Raw genomic sequence first — 19,887 nt, 5'->3', positions numbered from 1 at the left:
ATCATACTTCTCTTCTGCCTAAATACAAGAAAAATCAGGTGCCGGTACATCATAGGCACCTGATTCAGATATCGCTGTTAATTACTTGCTAGTGTCATATGCTTTTTGCAAAATTTCCAGATAACGATCGAGCTTCAGGTTCTGTAAACCTTTCACATAAGCGTCCCAGTCCTTATTCAAATCCTTGTTGCCTGTAATGAATTGCAATTCATTTTGCTCAATGTAGTTTCTGATATTGGTTTGCAGCAAGCTGGCTTCGTCAATTTCGTTTGGATCAATCCAGACGGACCAGATAGGGAACAGCTCTTTCGGCTCATGCCCTTCGTACAACAGCGATGCGTCATATAATCTACGCTCATAACCATTGGATGCATAAATATCTGTGCCTTGAACGAAGGTATCACGATATTCTTTTGGCATATAGAAGTGAGCCATACCGCTCCAGCCCGCATTACGTGGTGCCTCACCTTCAGCCATAGGGATTTGTTTCACTACAGGTTTAACGTCTTTACCCAGTGCCACATCACCATCCACCGGGTCAGTCCAGTCAATCCCCTTCATACCGCTTGCACCGTTCGTTTGGCCTTCTGGTGTGAACATGTAGTCAACCATTTTGATCAGGGCAATCTGTGCTTCTTCACTCGCCTTATTCGTGATTACAAATTTCGCTCCTGGAGATACACCGCCCGCATCATGCGTCGCATAGGACACACCCTGTGGTCCAGAAATCGGTGCCAGCGGGTTATAGTGCGCCGAGCGAGTATTGCCTTCATCGATGTTTACGAAGATCGCTGGATGCATGGCTGCACCGGCACCCAAAATTTCAGCATCTGCATTTTCACCGATTTTTTTGAACGCTTCTGCGTTTTGTGTGAATGCACCAGGGTCAATCAGACCTGCGTCAAAGAGGGACTTGATGTAAGTCAGTCCTTCTTTCCATTCTGGTGTAATTGCCGCAGATTGAACTTTTCCATTTTCCATTTGCAGATAGTTTCGGTCATCATCATAGACAAATGCATTCATCAGGAACGGAATAATCCGTACGCCGAACTCCTCTATGGAACCACTCAGCGGCACCTCGTCTGCTTTGCCGTTTCCGTTCGGGTCCTGCGTTTTAAATGCTTGCAGCACGTTTTTGAATTCTTCGGTAGTCTTTGGCATTTCCAGATTCAGCTTTTTCAGCCAATCAGTATTAATCCACATCTTGCTCGGGTAGGAGCAGTGGAAACATTCCGTATACGCAACAAGTCCATAGATATTGCCATCAGGCGCTGTATTAAGCGTTTTCAAATTAGGGTTCTTCTCCATAGCTGCTTTGATGTTAGGAGCGTATTGATCAATGAGATCGTTCAAAGGAACGAGCACACCCTGCTTGCCATACTTCAGCAGATCTGCCTGAGAGAATTGGTCTATATAGTGGGTCAGCAGATAGGCATCAGGGTAGTCGCCGCTTGCCAGCGAGATTTGCCGCTTTTCCTTGGCTCCATCCGATGGGTTGATCTCCCAATTGAATTTGATATTGAATTTGTCTTCCACAAATGCAGTGAATTTATTGGTCGGAATATCAATGCTAGAGTCCTGAACCGCGAACACGCTGATATTCACCTTGCCGCCCTCTTCCGAGCTCCCCTGTTGTGCAGTAGACGAGCTGCCATTGGAACACCCGCTCATGACAACTGTGAATGCCACTACAAGCATCAATAACGTTACCATACTTTTCTTCAAATCTGATCACTCCCTTTTTGTAGTTTACCAGTTGAGACGATGGTACCTTGCGTATGAACTGTCTATATCTTCTTTCTCCATACACCGAATCTAAGGATCAACCTTTAACAGAACCGACCAGCATCCCCTGTACAAAATGACGCTGTACAAATGGATAGATGACAAGTACAGGCAAAGTGGCGACCACAATTAACGAATATTTTAACAGTTCGGTAAGCTGCTGTCTTTCCACCATTTTCGCGACGTCCATGGCACCCGAACCGTTATTTTGAATGATGATACTTCGCAAGATGAGTTGCAGCGGGAACAGGTCTGCCGATTTGAGGTAGATCAGGGCATCAAAGTACGCATTCCACTGCCCCACAGCATACATGAGAACCAGCACGGCGATGATTGGCTTCGATAACGGGAGTACAACACTCCAGATAAATCGCATATCACTACAGCCGTCAATTTCACTGGCTTCCAGAAGCTCCCCCGGAATAGAAGATTGAAAGAACGAGCGAGCAATAATAACTTGCCATACCCAGATTGCATTCGGGATCAGTAACGCCCAGCGAGTATCAATCAGATGAAGCTGCTTCACCACCATATAGGTCGGAATCAGCCCACCACTGAAAATCATGGTGAAGGTAATGATCATCATCAGGGTGTTCCTGCCGAAAAAGGTTTTGCGTGACAACGGATAGGCAATCATGATGGTCAGCACTACACTGATCAGGGTACCGGCGACCGTATAGAAAATGGAGTTACCGTAGCCGATTAGAATCTCAGGTGTATTAAATAATGCCTTGTAACCGTTGAAGGAAATATCTACGGGCCAGAGCCATACCCGACCGGAAGTTACTGCTGCCGGGCTGCTGATTGAGCTGCTGACGATAAATATCAGTGGGTAAATGACCACCAGCGCCACGATACTGAGCAAAATGTAGATTGTAATCAGAAACGTTTTGTCCACGGCGGACTCTTTAATCTTTGTTTGAACGATTGCAGCCATAGGTGAACTCCTTTCCTACCAAATGCTATTCTTAGTAACTCTCTTCGCCAAACCATTCACCGTAACCAGTAAGACCAGATTGATCAGTGAGTTGAACAGCCCTACGGCAGTTGCAAAGCTATAGTTGGCATTCAACAGGCCGACTCGGTAGACATAGGTTGCAATGATTTCAGAATTAGCCAGATTGAGCGGATTTTGTAGCAGGTAGACTTTCTCAAAGCCAATCGCCATGACATTTCCGACATTCAGGATCAAAATGATAACAATGGTTGGCACCAGCCCTGGCAGATCCACGTGACGGATTTTTTGAAAACGCGAGGCTCCATCGACTTTGGCCGCTTCGTACAATGTGGGATCGATTCCGGCAAGTGCTGCCAAATAAATAACCGCACTGTAGCCCGCAGTCTGCCAAATGTCGGACCAGACGTAGATCGAGCGGAACATGCCCGGCTCACCCAGAAAATTCACGGAATCCAGCCCAAAGAAGTTCAGTGCGATGTTTACAAATCCGAGCCGTGGTGCCAGGAACAGCATAATCATGGACACCATCACGACCGTTGAGATGAAATAGGGGGCAAAGGATACGAGTTGGACGAATTTCTTGAACTTGGCTCCTCGTACCTCGTTAATCATGAGTGCGAGCACAATCGGAATTGGAAATCCGGCCAACACTAAATAGCCGCTTAGCAAAATAGTGTTCTTCACCAGGGTCCAGAATAATGGGTTCTCAAAGAATAGACGAAAGTTTTGAAAACCAACCCAATCACTTCCCCATATTCCCTTGATGACGTTATAGTCCTTAAAAGCAAGAACCGCATTGATCATCGGATAATACTTGAAGATGAGAAAAAATAGCAAGGGCGGAATCACCAGTAGATGTAACTGCCAGTGCTTCATCATTCTTTTGCGGGCATTGGTCAGAAAGCCAGGTCCCTTCGACTGTGTTGATGTCTTGTGATTAAATACGATTTCCTTCTCCAGAACAATCCCCCCTTACCAGCTGTCTGCGGTGCGCAAATTATGATAGCGCTTTCTTGATTCTGATCATAGTCGATTTTGATGTCCCATAAACAGGTACACCTGCGCCGTTACACGTACAGTTATCCTGTTTTTGGGGGCACACATCCGCAGTACGACAGCCATTTTTCCATTACGGAGGCGTATTCGCAAAAAAAGACCGCATTGTCCGGAACACGGACAACACAGTCTATGGGTCTTCCTTTCATTTAATCGTCAACCGATTGTCTATACACACTGGGCGAAACGCCATTCAATCGTTTGAAGGCCCTCCTGAAGGAGTGAGAACTATTGTAACCTACCCGTGACGCAATCTCGTCCACCGTATAATTGCTCTCTTTTAACAAAATCACAGCCTGATCCATTCGGACTTTGATCAGGTGGTCGGAGAAATTGACCCCCGTAAACTCTTTGAATAATTGAGAAATGTATTTCTCGGGCCGCTCCACATGCTCTGCCACTCGATACAGAGTCAGCTCTGTATCTGAATACATTTTCGCAGTATATTCCTTGATCTGTTTGATGATTTGAATATGAGCATCCTTCTTCTTGTTCGCAATAACGGAGCACAGTTCTTCCATGATTTCATAAAACTCAGCTTTGATCGTTTCGAGCGGCTCCGAGGAACCAATATCAATGACCCGCCGTTTCACATTCTCGATGGAGGCATATTCCGTAAACGCCTTTTGATCCAGCAACTTGAGAAAAGTCCCCTTCATTTCTCCAACAAGTTGATGCTTCATTTCCATGGACAGTTCCCGCTGCTCCATGTTCTGCACAATGATTGCATCGACAATCCGTTTGGCCTCTTCAAGTTCTCCTGCACGAATCGTGCCAATCAGTCGCTGCTCCGAATCCAGCGGGTAATAATACGTTGTATTTTCGGTTTGGGCTTCATTGTTCCACATCATACCTTTTTTGTTCATGTAGACTGCATACTCCAGCGCCTGATTGGCCTGATCAAAGGATAGACTGACCTCTGTCAACGATGTGAAGAGATTTCCGAATCCTGACTGGATGGTCATCCTGTATTCATTGAACACATACTGTGCCAGATTCTCCATGATATGCGTGATATCTTCCTTTTCACGATCCATTTCGGAGTCGGTTTCCTTGGAAAAGAACAGGATGACCACTTTATCCGAGCCCATATCGGTCATCAGGACATCCACATCCAGTTCAGCCAAAGCCTGCTTCAACAGTAGTCGGGAGGCATTCAGTTCATTCAGGATCTCAACGCTGTCCATACTGGCATAACCCTTAATCTGGACAATTCCTGCATATCCCGTGCCTTGATACAAATTAATATCTGCTTGTTCGGCGGCGGAAAGAATCTCATCCCGCGATTTGAATTCACCGGAGATCAACCGCTTCAGGAAGGCATCCCTGACCAGTGGGAGCTGGCGATTCAATTCGGATTCGAGCAGCTTGTTCTTGGTAAGCATATCAGCGATATTTCCACTCAAAAAGTCAAATTCATTTTTGGGAGCCGATTCATCCTTCCCAAACTGCTCTTTCATTACACTTAACAGTCGATTGATTGGTACGCTGTTGCGATAGGCCAGCACAAGTCCAACAATCAGTCCGATGAGCAGTGTGCCGCCCGTAATCAGCATCGTCATCCCCTTGATCCTGTTTGCATTCTCCATCAGGACATGACGGGGAATGCCCGCCTGATATACCCATCCGTTCTTATCGGATCTTGTAGTGATCACGAGATCATCCCCATAGAACTGGCTGACTCTGCTTGGATCAAAATGAGAGTCAGAGGCCATTTTCACCATCTCGGGCTCGGCGCTCCCTTGCAGCGCAATGGTATTGCCCTCCGCATCGCTGATATGAACCCAGCCACCGTATCGGTCATTCAGGCTGGACAACAGACTAAGAATCATTTTCTCGTCAATGATTACAACGGCGACAGCCGGTGAAGAATCATTGAAGCTGTCCAGAGGCAATGACTGCATATATGTGATTACCGAGGTCTGCTTTCCCCTACTGACATAGGAACTGAGCGGTTTAATCTCACTCCGGTGGGTCTTCCCCAACACGTCCTTCATCCATTCTTCCAACGAAAGATCGTTATAACGGAAATCAGTGTAATAGTGATTCGGTCTGTAAGAAGAACCCGGGGTCAAAATTAGATTGTAATTCGCAAGATAAATATAATAATTTTGCAGAAAATCATTGGTCTGTCCAAAGGTCAACACATTCTCCATCGTTCTCCATATCCCATATACGTTGGTTTCGTTGTCCCTTTCATTCATCAGAACGTTTAATTCCTGATTGACCGCAAGCTGTCGGGTGAAGCCCTCCACTTCCGCCATGCGGCCCTCCAATATTTCCTGGCTTTTCTGAAGTTGGGTAACACTATTCTCAATGGAAATGGACTGTGTTACGGAGATGGAAGTCAGATAAGACATATAACCGCCAATGCTGGGTATAACCAAAATGATCACGTAGGAAATTAAAAATTTACGAAAAACATTGGAATATTTAATGGGTAACCCTCCTCCCCCTCCTTGAGGTATTGGTAGCGTTATCAAAGATAATAATATTTTCCGGGTTAGTCAATTGTTTTATCTCATTCTTTAATCGTGTTTCATTCGGGAATGAATAAAAGGCAACGATAAAAAGAAGATTATCATTGCTTTTTTTAACATTTCCGAAGTTCTTTGGTTTGAGATGATAACTCCTTATCATTCAGAAAAAAGGGGCCAAGATGGCCCCCAATCCTAGTTCACATCATTTCTTCTTTGGTTCTTCCCCCTCTGTCCGGGGTTTTACAACCTGATCGACCGATGCTGCTTCAACATCGCTAAAGGCCCAGTGTGTGGAAGGAACATCCTTCCACTGTGGCTGCGAAACGTTCGTGAGTGGTGCTCTGCCTAAAGCTCTATTGATTGCTACAACGGCTTCCGCTCTTGTCAATAAAGCATTCGGTCGAAAAGTTCCATCTTTATAGCCTTTCAGAATGCCTGCGCTTTGCGCTTTCAAAATGGCTTCCTTGGCCCAGTGGCTGCTGATATCAGAAAATCCATCGCCTGAATTCTCGGAAGCCGGACAGAGAAGGGCCACAAGACTGGCCATCTCCGCACGAGTCAATGACTGATTGGGCTTAAACGTGCCATCCTTGTACCCATTCATCAGCCCCATCTTGCTTACCTTAGCAATGGCGTCGGCTCCCCAATATTCAGATTTAACGTCACTGAATGCAACAGCAGATCCCGTGGCTTCTTTCTCAGATACCATTGCGAGTATGGTTGCCATCTCAGCACGGGTGAGCTTGTTATCCGGCTTGAACAAACCGCCCGGATATCCTTGAATATACGCCTTATACCCTATATCCTGACCACCCTCCGTTCCTGTTGTCCCGTCAGTAGTTCCGGATTCAGGAGTTGGCGCTGGCACAGAAGTGTCTGAGGGCTGAACGACTGGAGTCGATGGTCCGCCTGGATTGGATGGACCACCTGGATTCGACGGATTCGTTGGTTCACCGTTTCCGTTTCCAGTGGGGACAGTAAATTTCAGTTGATCGGCCAGCATGAGCTCACCGGATTTCTTCACAACTTTGATTGTATGCTGGCCACTTGCCAGTCCCGAGATGCTGTAAATCTCCTGCTGAATCTGCCGGCTTGGACTGTAGGCGTTCACGGTTTGCACCAGCTGTCCGTCTAAATAAATATCCACTTCTCCCTGCTCCGGTCCCGTAGGTGTAATCAAGCTTATTCCGGTCCCCTTGAAGGTGTATTCGAAGAAATCTCCATCCACCGTCGTAGAATGTACGTCATTGAGATAATCACCGCCGAAGGAAAAACTGAGATTCAACGTTCCCACGGGCTGGGCAGCAAGATACGTTTTGCTCAGTGTAACGTGGTCGCCATTAACCGTATAATCAGTCCCCCGAACCAGTTCATTGGAGCCGTTGGTAATGCCTTTAAAGCTTTCCGCCTGGATCAGCAGCGTTACATCAATGTCAGCCTGAGCGGAAGCTGACTTGTCGAAATCCGCGGTTACCGGATTAATTAGATTCGGAAGCTCAACTTTGAGCATATCGAGCAGCATGTAGTCCCCCGATTTCTTCACTGCCTTGAGCGTGTGCTGCCCATCCGGCAGCCCCGAGATGCTGTACAGGTTCTGCTGTGCCAGCCGACCGTTACGATGGGCGCTGACTGTTTCCTTGAATTGGTCGTCAACATAGATATCCATGTCTCCCTGTGACTGGTCAACCTCCGTAAATAACTGGATCCCCGTTCCCTTGAAGGTGTATTCAAAAGAATCATCGTTTTTTTCGGTATACTGCACGTCGTCCTTATAGTCACCCAAACCTCTGCCAGTGCTTCGTGACCAGGAGCCGTTGTACTTGATTGCCGGATCGTCGTTATTGATCATTATAAATCGAATGCCCGTAGTATCGCTGATCCTTATTGCCAAAGACTGCGGATCACCCGCGCTAAAGATTACGTTTAGACTCGTTGTCCCTATAGGCAGCTGCGTGAGGTACTGCTTCTTGATAGTCAGCTTGTCATTGACCACCGTGTAGTCGTCTTCACTGAGCAGCACCCCGTCATTTTCAACGCCGGTCAGCGTATTGCCGTTCAAGGACAGCCTCACGGTGACATCCTTCTGTTGTTCCGTCTCCTTGTCAAAGTCTGCAGAGGCCGGACTAATGGTGCTGTTCTGCCCTCCAGGAGGAATTTCCATGGTTACTCTAAGCGCATCCAGCAACATATACTTGCCCGAGCCCTTGACCACCTTCAAGGTATGTGGGCCGTTGTCCAAATCAAGTTTGCTGTACAAAACCTGCTGGACTTCCCTTTCTCCACTGGTATAGGCGCTTACAGTTTCAGGTGCTCCATTATCGAGGGTGACAATCATGTCTCCTTGGTCTTTATCCTTCTCCGTCAGTAGTTCAATGCCTGTGCCCGTGAAACTATACTCAAAATAATCACCGTCTTTTTCAGTAAAATGCACATCGCCATTGTAATCGCCGTAACTTCTGCCGGTATTGGAGTTCCATGAGCCCGTGTATTTAATACTGCTGTCATCATCATTAATGTAGACCTCATTGGTAACAGTGGCATCTTCCACGGAAATTGAATTTGCAGCATTGTCAGCTTCAGCGTCCAAGGCACCCGCTTGACTGCTATTCGTTGGACCAGTGCCCGAGGAATCCTTAATCGCTATGCTCAGATCCTGTCTCCCATCTGTCTGCTCCTTGCCCCCGTTGCGCTGCCAATCCCCGCTATAGAGCATGCCTGTATCATCGTCATTGACGGCTGATGTGCCTTTCAACGCTGTTACTTTAAGCATTCGAGAAGCATGGGGTTCCAGCACGCCGCCACTGAATTCCTTATTAAAGGTTCCCAGTTCGGAACGACTCCACAGGTCGCGGACCGAAGCAGGACCGTTGAGACCAAGATCGCTCCATTTGACTTTAACCTCCGCACTCTGGTCGCCCAAATTGAACAAGGCTACACTGTAAGTACCATCTCCGTTATTGGCATACCAAACCTGCTGCTGGGTCTCCATGGAAACCGGATGGCCTGGACGTCCGGCCTGATTGACGGCAATGACTTCGTCATTCGTAAGCAATTCCAATCCATAGCTGTCTAGCCTTGTTAAATCATTGCCTGTATAGAGTGGCGCTGAAGAGATAGACCAGAAGGTCGTGGCGGTTTGCCGCTCAACCTTGGTCAGACCATCCATCGAGCCATTCCCGACATTCAGGGAATCGAAATCGTTCCAGCCCCCTGGCCCTGCATCACGCCACCAGATGGCTGCTATGGGGAATAAGCGGGAAATACTCGACCATTCGGTCAATCCCTTACTGCTGTCATAGGCTTCAACATCCCAGTCAATACGCCAGCCGTTCGCATACTTTTTCCAGAAGTCCACGTAATTGTGGTCAAGCGCCCAGGAAAGCTCAAACCAGATGTTATTTCTGTCCAGGGCTTTGGACCATGCCTCCACATCGCCGCGTGCATCCCGGCTCAGGTTATTGATTCCCGATCCTGGAGTCACACTGTCGAATTTGACAAAGTTGATGCCCCACTCGCCAAGAAGATCCGCGATTGAGTCAATGTACTTCTGTGAGCAAGGGTTCGTAAAATCAATTTTGTAAGTGTACGAATCCCAAGCATCCATAATAACGAGCGGCTGTACCGCAATATCCTGCATACGACATGCTCCGCCCGTCCCATAAACCTCAAGATTTTTGTTATAGGCGGTAATCGATAACCCCGGAATCAGATAAATCCCGATCTTCTGTCCGTTATTATGAACATAGTCGATGACCTCCTGAAATCCGTTCGGATAAAGAACTTCACTCGGAATAGGACGGCCGTATTCATCCTCGTCACCGTTCCAGCCAGCATCAATATTAATGTATTCATATCCATGGGCTTGCAGCTTCTCGCGCATGGCGTCCGATTGCTTCTTAATACTCTCGGCCGATGTCCAGTTACCCGCCCCGTCATATACCTGCATGCTGTAACTGCTCCAACCCATATACGGCTTTTGGGCCAGACTCTTATCTGCTGCTTGTGCCACATTACCTGTCGTTCCGATTATCCCGAACTGCACTGCCGCAATCATGATTACCATGAAACACATTGCCATCCTTTTTCCGATTCGTTTCAAATTATCCCTACCCCCTCTGAATTTGGTCGTTCAAACCCTTGTTGATAGCGCTTCCATACGAGAAGAGAATAGTGGATGAAAGATTTCCAGGATAGGTACAATTCGGTATTTTACGTACAATTAACCTGAAATATAAGGGCAAACCGTCGCAGAACGAACACATTTCCATTACTGGATAAATAAACAAAGTTTTTTTCTCTGCTCAAGTTGAAGGAATGAGTTGAAAAGAATTAGGATGAGCAAATATCAAAATCCGTAAACAAATAAAAAAGGTTCCTAAAGTGGCAACAATGCCATTCTAGGAACCTTTTTCGTATTACATATGATGCGGTCGAGAGGACTCGAACCTCCACGGGGGTTAGCCCACACGGACCTGAACCGTGCGCGTCTGCCAATTCCGCCACGACCGCGTATGTCGTATCTCCGAGAAATTATATCGCGGCGACAAGAAATAATATATCATGTGCAGGTAATTAGTGTCAACAAAAAAATAATTCCCCTTCAATGATAAAGCCTTTTAAAAATTATATCTTGGAAGGCCAGTTGCCGTACCAGGCATACCCGCCTCTTCTTTCCTTATCGATATCGCTGAGTTTATATTTCACAACCCCATCACGTCCTACGAAGATCGGTTTATCCGTTCCAATTTCGTAAAAACGTGCCCAAATTGGCGCTGCACCTGAATCAGCTACGAGTTTGCTACTTCATAAATCCTTGTTCCTGCAGGTTTAAGGGAGCTGGAATCATGCAGCTGTCCCCATGCAGTCAGTTTACCATTCGCTACAACCTGTGTATTAAGAGCATCTACGCCTTTGGCAACTGATTTTTTACTGCGATCCGCAAGAGAGCTGTCGATGAATGAGAAATCACCTTTACGTGCACCTACTTCATCCAACATGTACATGACATTATCATGGCATCATCGTAAGTTGATTCCTTTGATGGCAGCAGCCGAATACCGCGGATCATTCGTCTTTTTAAATTCCTTGGCTAATCTTCTAATTTCTGAGTATGTAGCTTTGTTATCAATCGTAGATTTGGCCCACTCACCACTTGTTTCTTTGTACTCCTTCTTCCATCCCCCGTCAGGACGTTGATTAGGCAAAATATCTGAGATACTTGCTGTCGTTCCAGATACTTAACCTAAAGCTATCGTCTAATTGTATATGAGAAAACCAATAAATTGTCCAATTTTTCTCCATTTGAAACAGTAGTTACTTTTTTGTCATCTATTAAAAATCAACATTCGAGTTATTTCTACATAAATAGCGATAATTCCGTTAACATTGAGATGATAAGAAGTGTTCAAGATCGGTTTGACATTTTCGCATTTATGCAATATAGTTTCAAAAGGTTACAAAAACTTAATTATTCATTTGCCGAGTTTCATGTTTGAAAACGGGGGAACCATTTTGGGTGAATTATTCTTATACATAGGAAATATAGGGAACCTTCTACCGAACCCTTAGCTAACTCCGTAGGCATCGAAGGGAGAACAAAAATTTTGAAAAAGCTTATCATCTCCATTTTTGGAGCAGCAGTTCTATTTACATCCGGTGCAGCAAGCACAGAGGCAAGCAGTATTAACACCGTCGTTAACAACATGACTGGCATACCTTACAAATGGGGCGGCACAACAATGGCCGGATTTGATTGCTCTGGATTTATGAGATATATTTTCAACAAATATAGCATTGAATTACCACGCACTTCCCAGCAACAAGCTAAGGCCGGAACTCCGGTATCCAAAGCTAATCTGCGTACTGGTGACATGGTATTCTTTAATACGATGGGCAATGGCATTTCACATACAGGTGTATATATCGGGGGCGGACAGTTCGCTCATGCTTCAAGCAGCAAGGGTGTCAGCATCACACAATTATCCAATCCTTACTTCAACGATCGTTACGTAACAGCACGCCGGGTAACAGGACAGTTTATGTATAACAAAATGCTGGGCAAAATATAAGTTAAACACGAAAAGGCTTCGGTTATAACCGGAGCCTTTTCTTTGTCTACATTGATTTTCTACAGACGTAAAGTCGCAATCAGTCTGCAATTAAAACTTTTAATGTAATGCCTTCTGTACTCTCATTGCACCCTGAGACAGCGCATGACCTCCGCCTACTGCTCCAGCCACAGCAACCGTCTCCATAATCTCCTGATCGGTCGCTCCTTTGGCACGTGCCTCTTCCACATGGTAAAACGTACATACCTCATTGTTTGCAAACAAACCAATGCCCAGCGCAATCAGCTGTTTGGTCTTGGCATCAATCGCCCCTGCCTGAAAACATTCTCCAGTGAACTCATGATAAGACTTCACCACAGCTGGCAGCACGTCGCTTAATTCACCAATCTGATCTTTATAGGCATGAACCTTATCATTCATCAATGTCACGGTTACCGCACATCCTCTCGGCTGATATGTTACAAGCTCTCACTGTACCTATCTTCTCTCCCGAGAGGTGTAATTATGCCAAAACATCCATGGTAAATCCTATTCTTCGAGCAGGCTCTCGCGTGGTTCGCTGAACAATTGATATCGGTAATTCCGATCAAGCTTGACCACACGACGATTCTGACGGCGAATGAGTACCTGCTCCCCGTCCCAAGCCACTACAATACCTGTCACATCATTGGACTGAATCTCGTCCCGTACTACCCTTACTTTTTCACCTGATAAACGCAGTGCATCCAATTGTGCATCACTGATCATATTTCCGACGCCTACTTTCCCAAAAAAATTATTTACAAAAAGAGACCTAAATGATAAGTCATTTAGGTCTCACGTGACTGTATTGGACTGTCATGTCATTCGAAAGTATGTCCCGACTGAAAGTTACCGCTGCGCGTGCTCTTTGCTGTCGTTCTTCTCAAACCAAAAATCAAGCACTTTGGCGGACATCACACGTTCTTCAAGGTACTCCACTTGATGCGGTGTAAATTGTTCTTTCCAAGAGAAGGACAACTCTTCGCACAAGCCTACAATCGTCAGCAATTCTGACCAGGCAACGTAGCGTTTGTACCAGAAAAATTGAGGATGTTCAATCATATAGGGATAAAGGTCATCGAATTCCGTATGTTTACAATCCAGGGCACGCTCAAAATGTACTTTCGATTCCGCCAGCTTATCAATAAAAAATTGTTCTGTTGCCGGTTGGTTACCCATGGTGTTGCCTCCTCTCCCTAACATAACCCCATTATAAATGAAATCAGCGGTCATGCAAAGGCATTGTTATAAAAATAGGCACTTTTTCCTTTAAAAAGTCACATTTCGTTATCGTCAAATTGCACGGTGCCATCGTTCAATGAACGAATGCGCACCAACGCTTCAACCGGAATGCCCTGCTCACGAATGGTACGCGCTCCGGCCTGAAAACATTTTTCGACCACGACACCGAATCCAACCAGTTCCGCACCCGAACGTTCGATAATTTTGATGACACCACGAGCGGCATCGCCATTCGCAATGATATCGTCAATAAACAAAATACGGTCATTCTCATGAATATATTCACGGGACACCATAATATCCGTTACGATCCCTTTGGTAAAAGAAGGCACTCTTTCACAATAGGCGTCGGGGTCAGCCAAAAGTGTTTTTTTTCGACGGGCAAATACCAGCGGAACACCCAGTTCATGTGCGGCAGCAAAGGCGACCGGTATCCCGGAAGACTCCACTGTAATGACCCGAGTTACACCACTTTCACGGAAACGAGCGGCAAATTCACGTCCCATTTCCATCGTCAATGCAGGATCAATCTGGTGATTCAGCAGACCATCCAGCTTAAGCACCTGATCTGACATGACTACACCTTCTTGTAAAATTCGTTGTTTCAATACTTCCATAATTTGACCTCCCAAGCCTATCCTATGACGTAAAAGTATCATAGATCCGGCTATCAGTTCAAGCGAAATTGCCTTTGCTCTTGTCCAGAGCATTGAAATAACCCTATGTCACACTTCAATAGTCATGACTTTGGTGGGTCAAGCATACCTTGTACCATGGCACCCGCATGTCCAAACTATTCAGGGGCCTGAGAGGGGAAACGCATGAAACAGGCATTTCGGGTGCTGCAGATCGCATTTACATACATTGGAACGGTGGTAGGAGCCGGCTTTGCAACAGGGCAGGAGATATTGCAGTTTTTTACCCAGTATGGCAAATGGGCCACCATTACCATCGGCTTATCGACCATACTCTTTGTCTGGTTAGGTACAAAAATGATGCTGATTGCCCATGATACCGGCTCGCGCTCTTACGAAGATCTCAACAAGCATCTATTCGGTCATAAAGCAGGAAACTGGATTACCTGGGTTACCCTTCTAATTCTCATCGGAGTAAACAGTGTTATGCTGGCCGGAGCCGGGTCGGTCTTTGTAGAGCATCTGGGGCTTCATTACCAGACAGGTCTGATTGTTACCCTTATCGGTACATATCTGCTGCTTGGACGGGGCATTCAGGCTATTCTGCAAATGAACAGTATCGTGGTACCCATGATGCTCCTGCTCTCCCTGCTTATGATCACCAGCACCATACATCATCCCGGCGCAAACCGATTTATTACATTAACCACTGACAGCAATCCTATCCAGGTCTGGTTATCTCCTCTGTTGTATACTTCATTCAACCTGGCACTTGCCCAAGCTGTACTCGTTCCGGTGGGAAATCAGATTCGTAGCCGAAAGGTGCTGAAATGGGGCGGCGTTCTGGGCGGAATTGGTGTAGGATTCATGCTTATGGCAGCTCACTTCGCCATGTCAGCCCAGATGCCTGGCATCACACAATTTGAAATTCCAATGGGCAGCATTGCCTTTCAACTTGGATGGGTAGTCCAGTCTATCTATGTATCCCTGATCTTTATGGAAATCTTCACAACGTTTGTAGCCGATATTTATGGAATGACCCTCCAACTCAGACAGCATGTCCACGTACATCCCAAACTAATCATACTGGCCATCATGCTGCTATGTTATTCGCTCAGCCAGTTTGGATTTAGTTCACTGCTCTCTATCCTTTACCCCATTTTCGGCAGTTTAGCACTGATCTGGGGTGCAAAATTAGTAATGGATCGATGGGGAAGCTTTCGCGGACGCAAAAAACATCTATAACAACGTATCCTTTTGTTGCGAAATATCATTTCCCTAAACATAAAAAAGCCGCTGTTCACACAGCGGCTTCCTTCTTTTCCCTTTTCATCATTTAAAACTGGCTCGGGAATTGCAAATACATTTTTTTCAGTTCATTGACCGATCTGCCCAAAGAGTAATGGGTTTTGGCCTTCTCACACGCCGAACGAGCGAGCTCATAACGGTACGCCGGGTCAACCATCACCTTCTCCAGCGCTTCTGCCAGTGCAGACGGATCTTCTGAAGGCACCAGCAAGCCGTTACTGCCGTTCTCGATCTGTTCTGGTATGCCGCCAACATCTGTACCTACAAGGGCGAGACAGCTAAGCGCTGCTTCCGCGAAAACAGACCCGAACGCCTCCGCCCGCGAAGGTAGTACAAAGATATCAAAAAATGGCATGAATTCCTCAGGGTGCAGCGTGTAACCATAAAAAATAGTCTCATTATAAATGCCCAGCCGCTGGGCCAATTCTTCCAAGTCTGGACGGATCGGTCCGTCCCCAATAATATGAAGCACATAATCATGTCCCCGGGCTTTCAGTTCGGCACAGGCTTTGAACAGAATATCCAGCCCTTTCGCCGGAACCAGACGGCATACGGTGACCAGCTGTGGTATCGCATTCTCATGGGGAATTGGCTTAAACCTTTTTTCATCAAAACCATTAGGAATTACACCGATAACATCGGGATGCTGTACATAAGGAGCCAGATAACGACGGAAAGAATCCGATACCGTTAACAACCGCTCCGCCTGGTGCTCCAGCTCACCATAGATGGCCAGCAGGAATTGATGCTCCGGTCCGTTCGACTCAATACGTCCATTCAGAATCAGCTCTCGCTCATAACTGGAGTGGATCGTTTGAATGAGAGGAACATCCGGGAAAACCTTCTTCATTGCAAGCCCCGCAATAGGGTGATGGGCATGAATCAGATCGTAAGGCTTCTGAATACGCAGCTTGGTCCACCACAAATAATCCCGGTAGGTTTGCATATATTTTTGCACGACAGGACTGTCCTGATACTGAGTCCAATCGAACGTCTCAAACTGGATATCTTCCCTGCCCTTGTTGCGAATTCGCTTAGGCAACGAGAACAGATCCATCTCCCACCTCGGGGTTGTAAACCTCTCTTGCATATACGGAATCATAGAGGATACACCTCCGGGCTGCTCCGGAGGAAAGAAAAGCGCCTGCAGCAATCTCACCGTTAGTTTCCCCCTTTCTAGCATAAATCTTTTCATTACATCTTCAATCATGATATATCAGAACATATGTTCAGTAAAGGTACAAAATGAGATTTCTTATCACTCGCTCATTTACAGCTGAATAATAGAATTCATTTCAATAGCAATTGTACCATGTTGGTTCTGACGCTGACGACATGACGAATATTGTTAGGTACTGAGTAACTCCACCGGAAATAATCGCTCTTTGGCTGGCTTTATTCTACTATACGTTATCTTTTTCATCTTATTTGAGCGTACGCCCTCACTCCGGAGTCGTATATACAACATATTCAGAAGATGCTCGGCTAAGAAGCGGATGTATGATTTTGAAAGTTAAGCCTCTTTTGCCGACATACAAATGAAAGCCAGTGAGCAATGGTTGCCCCCGGCTTTTTGAATGTACTTCTTATGTTTGAATACAGCGTTTATACAGACAAGTGTGTGACCGCCTTCTGGTACGTACTGAAGCCGTTTGTTTCTCCCACAAAGGTATAGTCGTTACGCCCATAGAATGCGTTCAATGTTGCGTTCTCGGCTCCACAATCCAATCGGACGATATGTTTGTCCTCAAACTGTATGCCGCTGCTGGACCATTGCAAAATCGCCCTTCCCAATCCACTCTTGGCATACTTTCTGCGAATGGCTAATCGGTGCAGATAAAGTGCGCCATCCCCGGCATGCGCTTTGCTTCCCCACAAATGTACATCCCATGCACTTGGCTGGCTCATCAAAATAACCATGCCAGCTACGTCAGAACCCTTTTTAAATACAAATACGTCGCCACGCTGAATGGCCTCCGCCGTATTATGAGAATCCTCACCTTTTAACAAAGCATTCCATTGAGAAGAGCCCTGGCTCTGCAACCACTCGGCTGTTTCCATGAGCAGGGACATCACATCCTCCGTGTCTTCCGGCTGAGCCTGCAATGCCTTAAATTCATCATTGATGTAGTCTGTTGTGATACTGAATGAGTGCTTCATGATTCTCCTCCACTTCCAGGTCTCTCTTAAACTAATGGTACTATACCGGGAAATGGCTTTTTCGTCAAAAAGTAAACAAAAAAGGCAAGAGGCTGTGCCTCTTACCCTTCAATCTTCGCTTCATCAATAATTTGATTACGGTATAACATCGTGAGATGTAATGTATCAAATTCAAGCTCTTTGTCCAGCTCTCGCATCAGAACTTCAACCAGACTCTTTCGCTGAACACTTGTGCCGGGAACCTGATAATCGATATAGCCTGACAAATCCGCTTCTGAGGTATCAATCGTTGCTGTACCTACAGGTAACCCTCCGCGTTCTTGTAGAAACAGTTCATATACCCGAAACTCCCGATCTTTGCGCACCAACATTACATAACAGGCTTCTTCAGCAGCTTCAATCTCTTCGAGCTCTTCTTCGGACTCTATCTCATCCTCATCCGCAAAATCCCGGTGCACCCATTCCGCCGATTCCATCTCCTGCCCCTGATGCCACATGCGGATCGTAATCGTATCAATGATTTCTTCATCGAGCTCTCGTACCAACAACTCGGCAGCCGCATCCTGATAACTCTCTGCCGGTTCATCATACCAATGGATCTCACCCTGTACATCAGCACCATATTGTTTCAGAGAGGCTTCGGCCAGTTCCTGTCCATTGGCGTCATTAAATACATAGGTAGATATGCTGCGTCCAGCGCTTACAAGCTCCATCTCGAGCAAATGTTCCGGGTCTTCATATGTAAATGATTCGGCTTGTGAGCCGGATATGACATGTACTTCATTTACGCCAGCCCGATCACTTTTCCCATCGTGACTGTACTTATCTTCAGACCGTGACGACTGAATGAACACATCCGTTTGAGACTCTGGCTTCTGTAACACAGAATACAGTGTACCGCAGCTTACAAGCACTTCATACTCAGCAGCACTTACCGCATCCGCGAGAGAACGAATATATTCGTGCACTTGCTCCACAATATATTCTTCTGTCTCGTCAGGTAGCGAATTCTGCTCGATCTGAAGACTGCCGGATACCCGATCCCCTTCCCTGAACACAAGCAGCAGCGAACCCACATATTGACCGTCCACCATAATATCCTGCACTTCGCCACCTGATGTTCGAAGATCAGGAATCAGCTCTACTTTCAGTTCCATGCACTGTCCTCCTCGGTTCCTAACGTTATTCTATTAGGTTACCCTTGAGAGCGACAGTTTATAAGATACAACGCTATTCAATTTTAAGAGCGAACTGTTAGACGGACAACACATATTTTTGGATAGCGTGGGCCACACCCTGATCGTTGTTCGAAAGTGTAACCTCATCCGCAGCAGCCTTGACTTCTTCCGGGGAATTGTCCATCGCAACCCCTTTGCCTGCAAAAGTCAACATTGTGATGTCATTATAGTAGTTACCTACCGCCATAATCTCGGAAGGCAGGATTCCTTTTGCTTCGGCCAGTCTTTTTAGAGCTGCACCTTTGGAGGCTTCGGGATGCATCAGATCAATGAAAAAATCACCGCTACGCGTCATATAATATGGAAGATTCCAGGTCGACCACTCCTGTTGCACCGCATTCATCTGCTCGATGGGTCCAAACGCAGTGAATTTCGCAAGCGGCTCTGTCATATCCGCCCATTGCGGCAGCTTTAATGGCTCTGCCATGAAATTTTGATACATTTCGCGTACCTGCAACTCTAACCCTTCTGGCTGATCCACGTAGAGTCCAAACGCCGTATTGATATCAAAATGCACACCTTGCGTACGGCAGTAAGTTATGAAAGGCTCCAGTCCCTGTCCATCCATGGCAAAATGGTGCACTACTTCGCGAGTCTGAACCTGTGCGGTCACCGCCCCATTATGTGTAATGACATATCCGTCAAGTCCCATCTGCTCCATAAACGGGATCGTATTCGCAGGACCTCTACCTGAACACAGGACAATCTCAGCTCCCTGACGGGAAGCACGAATTAAGGTCTCTTGCGTCATTTCGGTAAGTTCATGATGATCATTAAGCAGTGTTCCATCGACATCCAGTGCGATTAATTTAATTGTCATTGTCTTCATTCCTTATCTGTAAAAGAGTCGCACCCACCCAAACCCTCCCTTCCGAGGGAGGGCCCCAGAGGGCTCTGCCCTCTGGACTCCCGTCTCGTTTACAGCGGCGGTTTGGA

At 46.3% G+C, this 19,887-nt stretch carries 16 protein-coding genes, 1 tRNA gene, 1 pseudogene and 1 riboswitch; of the genes and pseudogenes, 2 read left to right on the top strand and 16 right to left on the bottom strand.

Annotated features, from left to right (window positions below):
• Positions 1-81: 81 nt before the first annotated feature.
• The 8 genes and pseudogenes from AC3ITG_RS10770 to AC3ITG_RS10735 all read right to left on the bottom strand — a co-directional run bounded on the left by AC3ITG_RS10770 (position 82) and on the right by AC3ITG_RS10735 (position 11,483).
• Positions 82-1,725, bottom strand: a complete 1,644-nt coding sequence (locus AC3ITG_RS10770) for an extracellular solute-binding protein (RefSeq protein ID WP_413377206.1) — start codon at positions 1,723-1,725, stop codon at positions 82-84.
• Positions 1,726-1,822: 97 nt separating this feature from the next.
• Positions 1,823-2,722 (bottom strand): carbohydrate ABC transporter permease, encoded by a 900-nt coding sequence (locus tag AC3ITG_RS10765; RefSeq protein ID WP_489253701.1) that lies wholly within the window; start codon positions 2,720-2,722, stop codon positions 1,823-1,825.
• A gap of 15 nt (positions 2,723-2,737) precedes the next feature.
• Positions 2,738-3,592, bottom strand: a complete 855-nt coding sequence (locus AC3ITG_RS10760; RefSeq protein ID WP_413379565.1) for an ABC transporter permease — start codon at positions 3,590-3,592, stop codon at positions 2,738-2,740.
• A gap of 356 nt (positions 3,593-3,948) precedes the next feature.
• On the bottom strand, positions 3,949-6,159 hold the full coding sequence (locus tag AC3ITG_RS10755; protein ID WP_489253700.1) for a helix-turn-helix domain-containing protein: 2,211 nt from the start codon (positions 6,157-6,159) through the stop codon (positions 3,949-3,951).
• A 322-nt stretch (positions 6,160-6,481) separates the two neighbouring features.
• Positions 6,482-10,378 (bottom strand): X2-like carbohydrate binding domain-containing protein, encoded by a 3,897-nt coding sequence (locus AC3ITG_RS10750; protein WP_489253699.1) that lies wholly within the window; start codon positions 10,376-10,378, stop codon positions 6,482-6,484.
• A gap of 326 nt (positions 10,379-10,704) precedes the next feature.
• Positions 10,705-10,788, bottom strand: a tRNA-Leu gene (locus AC3ITG_RS10745).
• A 114-nt stretch (positions 10,789-10,902) separates the two neighbouring features.
• A complete protein-coding gene (locus AC3ITG_RS10740) occupies positions 10,903-11,025 on the bottom strand; it encodes a pectate lyase (RefSeq protein WP_413379563.1) in 123 nt (40 codons plus the stop codon).
• 41 nt (positions 11,026-11,066) lie between these two features.
• Positions 11,067-11,483: pseudogene (locus AC3ITG_RS10735) on the bottom strand (pectate lyase).
• Positions 11,484-11,745: 262 nt separating this feature from the next.
• A riboswitch (cyclic di-AMP (ydaO/yuaA leader) is annotated at positions 11,746-11,877 on the top strand.
• A 5-nt stretch (positions 11,878-11,882) separates the two neighbouring features.
• On the opposite strand from AC3ITG_RS10735, the gene AC3ITG_RS10730 reads away from it, so the two are divergent.
• On the top strand, positions 11,883-12,347 hold the full coding sequence (locus AC3ITG_RS10730; protein ID WP_064639184.1) for a C40 family peptidase: 465 nt from the start codon (positions 11,883-11,885) through the stop codon (positions 12,345-12,347).
• 99 nt (positions 12,348-12,446) lie between these two features.
• On the opposite strand, the gene AC3ITG_RS10725 is transcribed toward AC3ITG_RS10730, so the two are convergent.
• The 4 genes from AC3ITG_RS10725 to AC3ITG_RS10710 all read right to left on the bottom strand — a co-directional run bounded on the left by AC3ITG_RS10725 (position 12,447) and on the right by AC3ITG_RS10710 (position 14,227).
• Entirely contained in the window at positions 12,447-12,776 is a 330-nt protein-coding gene (locus AC3ITG_RS10725) for a carboxymuconolactone decarboxylase family protein (protein WP_062322073.1), read from the bottom strand.
• Between the two features lie 99 nt (positions 12,777-12,875).
• On the bottom strand, positions 12,876-13,094 hold the full coding sequence (locus AC3ITG_RS10720) for a hypothetical protein (protein ID WP_063564777.1): 219 nt from the start codon (positions 13,092-13,094) through the stop codon (positions 12,876-12,878).
• 123 nt (positions 13,095-13,217) lie between these two features.
• Complete coding sequence (locus AC3ITG_RS10715; protein WP_024629266.1) at positions 13,218-13,547, bottom strand: hypothetical protein; 330 nt, start codon at positions 13,545-13,547, stop codon at positions 13,218-13,220.
• Between the two features lie 98 nt (positions 13,548-13,645).
• Positions 13,646-14,227, bottom strand: a complete 582-nt coding sequence (locus tag AC3ITG_RS10710) for a xanthine phosphoribosyltransferase (protein WP_053783657.1) — start codon at positions 14,225-14,227, stop codon at positions 13,646-13,648.
• 204 nt (positions 14,228-14,431) lie between these two features.
• Between AC3ITG_RS10710 and AC3ITG_RS10705 the strand changes: the two genes are divergently transcribed.
• The gene (locus AC3ITG_RS10705) at positions 14,432-15,490 is read left to right on the top strand and encodes a YkvI family membrane protein (protein ID WP_413377195.1); all 1,059 of its coding nucleotides are present in this window, start codon (positions 14,432-14,434) and stop codon (positions 15,488-15,490) included.
• 91 nt (positions 15,491-15,581) lie between these two features.
• Here the strand turns inward: AC3ITG_RS10705 and AC3ITG_RS10700 are convergent, their stop codons facing one another.
• The 4 genes from AC3ITG_RS10700 to AC3ITG_RS10685 form a co-directional block, all read right to left on the bottom strand.
• Positions 15,582-16,712: a glycosyltransferase family 4 protein gene (locus tag AC3ITG_RS10700; protein ID WP_489253698.1), complete on the bottom strand. Its 1,131-nt coding sequence runs from the start codon at positions 16,710-16,712 to the stop codon at positions 15,582-15,584.
• 446 nt (positions 16,713-17,158) lie between these two features.
• Complete coding sequence (locus AC3ITG_RS10695) at positions 17,159-17,713, bottom strand: GNAT family N-acetyltransferase (protein ID WP_489253697.1); 555 nt, start codon at positions 17,711-17,713, stop codon at positions 17,159-17,161.
• A 101-nt stretch (positions 17,714-17,814) separates the two neighbouring features.
• The gene (locus tag AC3ITG_RS10690) at positions 17,815-18,870 is read right to left on the bottom strand and encodes a hypothetical protein (RefSeq protein WP_489253696.1); all 1,056 of its coding nucleotides are present in this window, start codon (positions 18,868-18,870) and stop codon (positions 17,815-17,817) included.
• Between the two features lie 97 nt (positions 18,871-18,967).
• The gene (locus AC3ITG_RS10685) at positions 18,968-19,771 is read right to left on the bottom strand and encodes a Cof-type HAD-IIB family hydrolase (protein WP_099853719.1); all 804 of its coding nucleotides are present in this window, start codon (positions 19,769-19,771) and stop codon (positions 18,968-18,970) included.
• Between the last annotated feature and the right edge of the window lie 116 nt (positions 19,772-19,887).

This window comes from Paenibacillus sp. GL_099_B (assembly GCF_057835695.1).
Note: the sequence above shows the minus strand (reverse complement) of the source record. Positions and strands in the feature narration are given on the sequence as shown.